Origin of the sequence: Pseudomonas sp. PB120, assembly GCF_009761815.1 — a bacterium.
Lineage (GTDB): Bacteria > Pseudomonadota > Gammaproteobacteria > Pseudomonadales > Pseudomonadaceae > Aquipseudomonas.
The window spans coordinates 1-5286 of sequence record NZ_RWIN01000087.1; the positions used below are offsets into that span (position 1 = coordinate 1).

The 5286-nt window shown below is 60.1% G+C and carries 4 protein-coding genes; 3 read left to right on the forward strand and 1 reads right to left on the reverse strand.

Annotated features, from left to right (window positions below; all coding sequences use genetic code 11):
- Window positions 1-81: 81 nt before the first annotated feature.
- Window positions 82-1242 carry a Do family serine endopeptidase AlgW gene (gene algW, locus EJA72_RS16985; protein ID WP_157712583.1) on the reverse strand — a complete coding sequence of 387 codons (1161 nt, stop codon included), beginning with the start codon at window positions 1240-1242 and terminating at the stop codon, window positions 82-84.
- 102 nt (window positions 1243-1344) lie between these two features.
- Between algW and EJA72_RS16990 the strand changes: the two genes are divergently transcribed.
- The 3 genes from EJA72_RS16990 to cysN all read left to right on the forward strand — a co-directional run bounded on the left by EJA72_RS16990 (window position 1345) and on the right by cysN (window position 5189).
- Entirely contained in the window at window positions 1345-2103 is a 759-nt protein-coding gene (locus EJA72_RS16990) for a Nif3-like dinuclear metal center hexameric protein (protein WP_157712584.1), read from the forward strand.
- Between the two features lie 260 nt (window positions 2104-2363).
- A complete protein-coding gene (gene cysD, locus EJA72_RS16995; RefSeq protein ID WP_034147080.1) occupies window positions 2364-3281 on the forward strand; it encodes a sulfate adenylyltransferase subunit CysD in 918 nt (305 codons plus the stop codon).
- A 9-nt stretch (window positions 3282-3290) separates the two neighbouring features.
- The gene (gene cysN / locus EJA72_RS17000) at window positions 3291-5189 is read left to right on the forward strand and encodes a sulfate adenylyltransferase subunit CysN (RefSeq protein WP_157712585.1); all 1899 of its coding nucleotides are present in this window, start codon (window positions 3291-3293) and stop codon (window positions 5187-5189) included.
- The last annotated feature ends 97 nt before the right edge of the window (window positions 5190-5286 follow it).

The following is a 5286-nucleotide window of genomic DNA, read 5'->3' on the forward strand; positions in this document are numbered from 1 at the left end:
ATGGAGTGTCAGTTGACATCGTTGTCGCTGACACACCATCGCGAGCAAGCTCGCTCCTACAGGGGGTTTGTGTTGGGGCGCTTACTCTTCTTCTTTCTCTTTGGTCGGTGCAGGCGGCGGGCGCAAGCCGATTTCGGCGGTCAGCTTCAGCTCCTTGCCGTTGCGCATCACCTGAATCGTCACCTTGTCGGTCGGTTTGATCCGCGCGACCTGGTTCATCGAGCGACGACCATCACCGGCCGGTTCGCCGTCGATGGCAAGAATCACATCACCCAATTGCAGGCCGGCTTTCTGTGCCGGACCGTCGCGGAAAATTCCCGCCACCACAATCCCCGGACGCCCTGACAGGCCGAAGGATTCCGCCAGTTCCTGAGTCAACGGCTGCACTTCGATGCCGAGCCAGCCGCGGATCACTTGACCGTGCTCGATGATCGACTTCATTACTTCCATGGCCAGTTTGATCGGGATCGCGAAGCCGATGCCTTGGGAACCGCCGGACTTGGAGAAAATCGCGGTGTTGATCCCGGTCAGGTTGCCGTTGGCATCCACCAGTGCGCCACCGGAGTTGCCGGGGTTGATCGCGGCGTCGGTCTGGATGAAGTCCTCGTAGTTGTTCAAGCCCAACTGATTGCGCCCGGTGGCACTGATGATGCCCATGGTCACGGTCTGGCCGACGCCGAACGGGTTGCCGATGGCCAGTGCCACGTCGCCGATGCGGATGTTGTCGGAGCGGCCGACGGTGATCGACGGCAGGTTTTTCAGGTCGATCTTCAGCACCGCGAGGTCGGTTTCCGGGTCGCTGCCGATGACGCGGGCCAGGGTTTCACGGCCATCCTTGAGCGCGACCACAATCTGGTCGGCGCCGCTGGTGACGTGGTTATTCGTCAGTAAATAACCTTCCGGGCTCATGATCACGCCGGAGCCGAGGCTCGATTCCATGCGTTTCTGCTTGGGCGAGTTGTCGCCGAAGAAACGACGGAATTGCGGGTCTTCGAACAGCGGATGGTTCGGCTTGTTGATGACTTTGGTGGTGTACAGGTTGACCACCGCCGGTGCGGCCGTGGTGACGGCGTCGGCGTACGACACCGGCCCCTGTTGCACGCTGGTGGTTTGCGGTGCTTGCTGCAGGTTGACGTCGAGGCTTGGAAGCCCGACCCACTGCGGGTAACGCTGAATTATCAAAAGAGCGATAAGCACGCCGGCCAACAACGGCCAGCCGGAAAAACGCAGCGCCTTGAGCATTAAGCACGTCCTGAAAGGTTGCAGGCGGTTTGAGAGCGCCCATAATGTTGCGCATTATACGAGGCCGCGCGCGCCTCTGAACGGGATATTTAGGAGTCTTTTATGGCCGTCGCCCTGAGCACCCTGGTCGAAGAAGCCGACCGTTACCTGAACAGCGCCAGGATTGCCGATTATTGCCCCAACGGGTTGCAGGTTGAAGGCCGGCCGCAGGTGATGCGCATCGTCAGCGGCGTCACTGCCAGCCAGGCGTTGCTGGATGCTGCCGTCAAAGCCCAGGCCGATCTGGTGCTGGTGCATCACGGCTACTTCTGGAAAGGCGAGAACCCGTGCATCACCGGCATGAAGCAGCGCCGGTTGAAAACCCTGCTCAAACACGACATCAGCCTGCTGTCGTATCACCTGCCGCTGGACCTGCACCCTGAAGTCGGCAACAACGTGCAGCTGGCGCGTCAGCTGGACATCACCGTCGAAGGCCCACTGGACCCGGATAACCTCAAGATCGTCGGTCTGGTCGGTTCATTGAACGAACCTGTGACACCTCGGGATTTCGCCCGTCGCGTGCAGGAAGTCATGGGCCGCGAGCCGTTGCTGGTCGAAGGCAGCGCCATGATTCGCCGGGTTGGCTGGTGCACCGGTGGCGGCCAGGGTTACATCGATCAGGCCGTGCTGGCCGGGGTCGATCTGTACCTCAGTGGCGAAGCTTCCGAGCAGACCTTTCACAGCGCCCGTGAAAACGACATCAGCTTCATCGCCGCCGGCCACCACGCCACCGAGCGCTACGGCGTGCAAGCGCTGGGCGATTACCTGGCGCGACGTTTTGCGCTGGAGCACATCTTCATCGATTGCCCGAACCCGATCTGAAACGCGCCCAATAACTGTAGGAGCGAGCTTGCTCGCGATAAACCTGAGAACACCACGGGGTGTCAGATCCCCAGCGTTATCGTTTGCGACCATCGCGAGCAGGCTCGCTCCTACAGGGGCGCGTTTCGCCCAAACAGGCAGGCATATTCATATACCCTTTCGATCTAGTTGGCGTCCTGATTAGAAGGGAGCGCTGTGCTAGGATTCCCCGCTCGAACACGGCCCGCTGGCCGTTCATAAGAAAGATTTCGTGAGTAGCCATGGTCGACAAACTGACGCATCTGAAACAGCTGGAGGCGGAAAGCATCCACATCATCCGCGAGGTGGCCGCCGAGTTCGATAACCCGGTGATGCTGTACTCCATCGGTAAAGACTCCGCCGTGATGCTGCACCTGGCACGCAAGGCGTTCTTCCCCGGCAAGCTGCCATTTCCGGTGATGCACGTCGACACCCGGTGGAAATTCCAGGAAATGTACAAGTTCCGCGACAAGATGGTCGCTGAGCTGGGCCTGGACCTGATCACCCACGTCAACCCAGACGGCGTTGCGCAGGGCATCAACCCGTTCACCCACGGCAGTGCCAAACACACCGACATCATGAAGACCGAGGGCCTGAAGCAGGCACTCGACAAGTATGGTTTCGACGCAGCGTTTGGCGGTGCCCGTCGCGATGAAGAGAAATCCCGCGCCAAAGAGCGCGTGTATTCGTTCCGCGACAGCAAGCACCGCTGGGACCCGAAAAACCAGCGTCCCGAGTTGTGGAACGTCTACAACGGCAAGGTCAACAAGGGCGAATCCATTCGCGTATTCCCGTTGTCGAACTGGACCGAGCTGGACATCTGGCAGTACATCTATCTGGAAGGCATCCCGATTGTCCCGCTGTACTTCGCCGCCGAGCGTGAAGTCATCGAGAAGAACGGCACCCTGATCATGATCGACGACGAGCGCATCCTCGAACACCTGAGCGATGAAGACAAAGCGCGTATCGTCAAAAAGAAAGTGCGTTTCCGTACCCTTGGCTGCTACCCGTTGACGGGCGCGGTGGAGTCCGAGGCCGAAAGCCTCACGGACATCATTCAGGAAATGCTCCTGACGCGAACTTCCGAGCGCCAGGGCCGTGTCATCGACCACGATGGCGCAGGCTCGATGGAAGATAAAAAACGTCAAGGTTATTTCTAAGGGGCTGTCATGTCGCATCAATCTGATTTGATCAGCGAGGACATCCTCGCCTACCTGGGCCAGCACGAACGTAAAGAGCTGCTGCGCTTTCTGACCTGCGGTAACGTCGACGACGGCAAGAGCACCCTGATCGGGCGCCTGCTGCACGACTCCAAGATGATCTACGAAGATCACCTGGAAGCGATCACCCGGGACTCGAAAAAAGTCGGCACCACCGGTGAAGACATCGACCTGGCACTGCTGGTTGACGGTCTGCAGGCCGAGCGCGAGCAAGGCATCACCATCGATGTCGCGTACCGCTATTTCTCCACCGCCAAGCGCAAATTCATCATCGCCGACACCCCCGGCCATGAGCAGTACACCCGCAACATGGCCACCGGTGCGTCCACCTGTGACCTGGCGATCATCCTGGTCGACGCCCGTTACGGCGTGCAGACCCAGACCCGTCGCCACAGCTTCATCGCCTCGTTGTTGGGCATCAAGCACATCGTCGTCGCCATCAACAAGATGGACCTCAAGGGCTTCGACCAGGGCGTGTTCGAGTCGATCAAGGCCGACTACCTGAAGTTCGCCGAAGGCTTGAAGCTGAAGCCGACCAGCATGCACTTCGTGCCGATGTCTGCCTTGAAGGGCGACAACGTGGTGAACAAATCCGAGCGCTCGCCGTGGTACACCGGCCAGTCGCTGATGGAAATCCTCGAGACCGTGGAAGTGGCGGGCGACCGCAATTTCACCGACCTGCGTTTCCCGGTGCAATACGTCAACCGTCCGAACCTGAACTTCCGAGGTTTCGCCGGCACCCTGGCCAGCGGCATCGTCAAGAAGGGCGATGAAGTCGTGGTACTGCCGTCGGGCAAGAGCAGCCGTGTGAAATCCATCGTCACCTTCGAAGGTGAACTGGAACACGCCGGTCCAGGTCAGGCGGTAACGCTGACCATGGAAGACGAAATCGACATCTCCCGTGGCGACCTGCTGGTGCATGCCGACAACGTGCCGCCGGTCACCGACAGCTTCGAAGCGATGCTGGTGTGGATGGCTGAAGAGCCGATGCTGCCGGGCAAGAAATACGACATCAAGCGCGCCACCAGTTACGTGCCGGGCTCCATCGCCAGCATCGTCAACAAGGTCGACGTGAACACCCTGGAAGAAGGTCCGGCCAGCGCGTTGCAACTGAACGAAATCGGCAAGGTCAAGATCGCGCTCGACGCGCCGATTGCCCTCGACGGTTACGACAGCAACCGCACCACCGGCGCGTTCATCATCATCGACCGTTTGACCAATGGCACCGTTGGCGCGGGCATGATCGTTGCCCAGCCGTTGGCGCATGGCAGCAGCACGCACCACGGCAAACTGGCGCACGTTGCCACCGAAGAACGCGCCCAGCGTTTCGGCCAGCAACCGGCTACCGTGCTGTTCAGCGGTTTGTCGGGCGCGGGCAAAAGCACCCTGGCCTATGCGGTTGAACGCAAGTTGTTCGACCTGGGTCGCGCGGTGTTTGTGCTCGATGGCCAGAACCTGCGTCACGACCTGAACAAAGGTCTGCCACAGGACCGCGCCGGGCGTACCGAGAACTGGCGTCGTGCGGCACACGTTGCACGTCAGTTCAACGAAGCCGGTCTGCTCACTTTGGCAGCCTTCGTGGCGCCGAGTGCCGAAGGTCGTGAACAGGCCAAGGACCTGATCGGCAAGGAGCGTCTGCTGACGGTCTACGTCCAGGCCTCGCCGACCGTCTGTGCCGAGCGTGACCCACAAGGCCTGTACGCGGCGGCCGGGGATAACATCCCGGGCGAGTCGTTCCCGTACGACGTGCCGCTGGATGCCGATCTGGTGATCGACACCCAGTCCGTTTCGTTGGAAGAAGGCGTCAAGCAAGTGCTGGATCTGTTGCGCAAGCGTGGCGCGATCTAAGCGTTAGCCGCTCATAAAAAACCCGCCGATGAGCAATCATCGGCGGGTTTTTTATTTTGTGGCCAACCCAGTCAACTGTGGGAGCCAGCCTGCTGGC

What these genes read in the sequence shown, in the direction of transcription:
- algW (WP_157712583.1), bottom strand. Translation starts at nt 1,242, where the DNA reads ATGCTCAAGGCGCTGCGTTTTTCCGGCTGGCCGTTGTTGGCCGGCGTG.
- EJA72_RS16990 (WP_157712584.1), top strand. Translation starts at nt 1,345, where the DNA reads ATGGCCGTCGCCCTGAGCACCCTGGTCGAAGAAGCCGACCGTTACCTG.
- cysD (WP_034147080.1), top strand. Translation starts at nt 2,364, where the DNA reads ATGGTCGACAAACTGACGCATCTGAAACAGCTGGAGGCGGAAAGCATC.
- cysN (WP_157712585.1), top strand. Translation starts at nt 3,291, where the DNA reads ATGTCGCATCAATCTGATTTGATCAGCGAGGACATCCTCGCCTACCTG.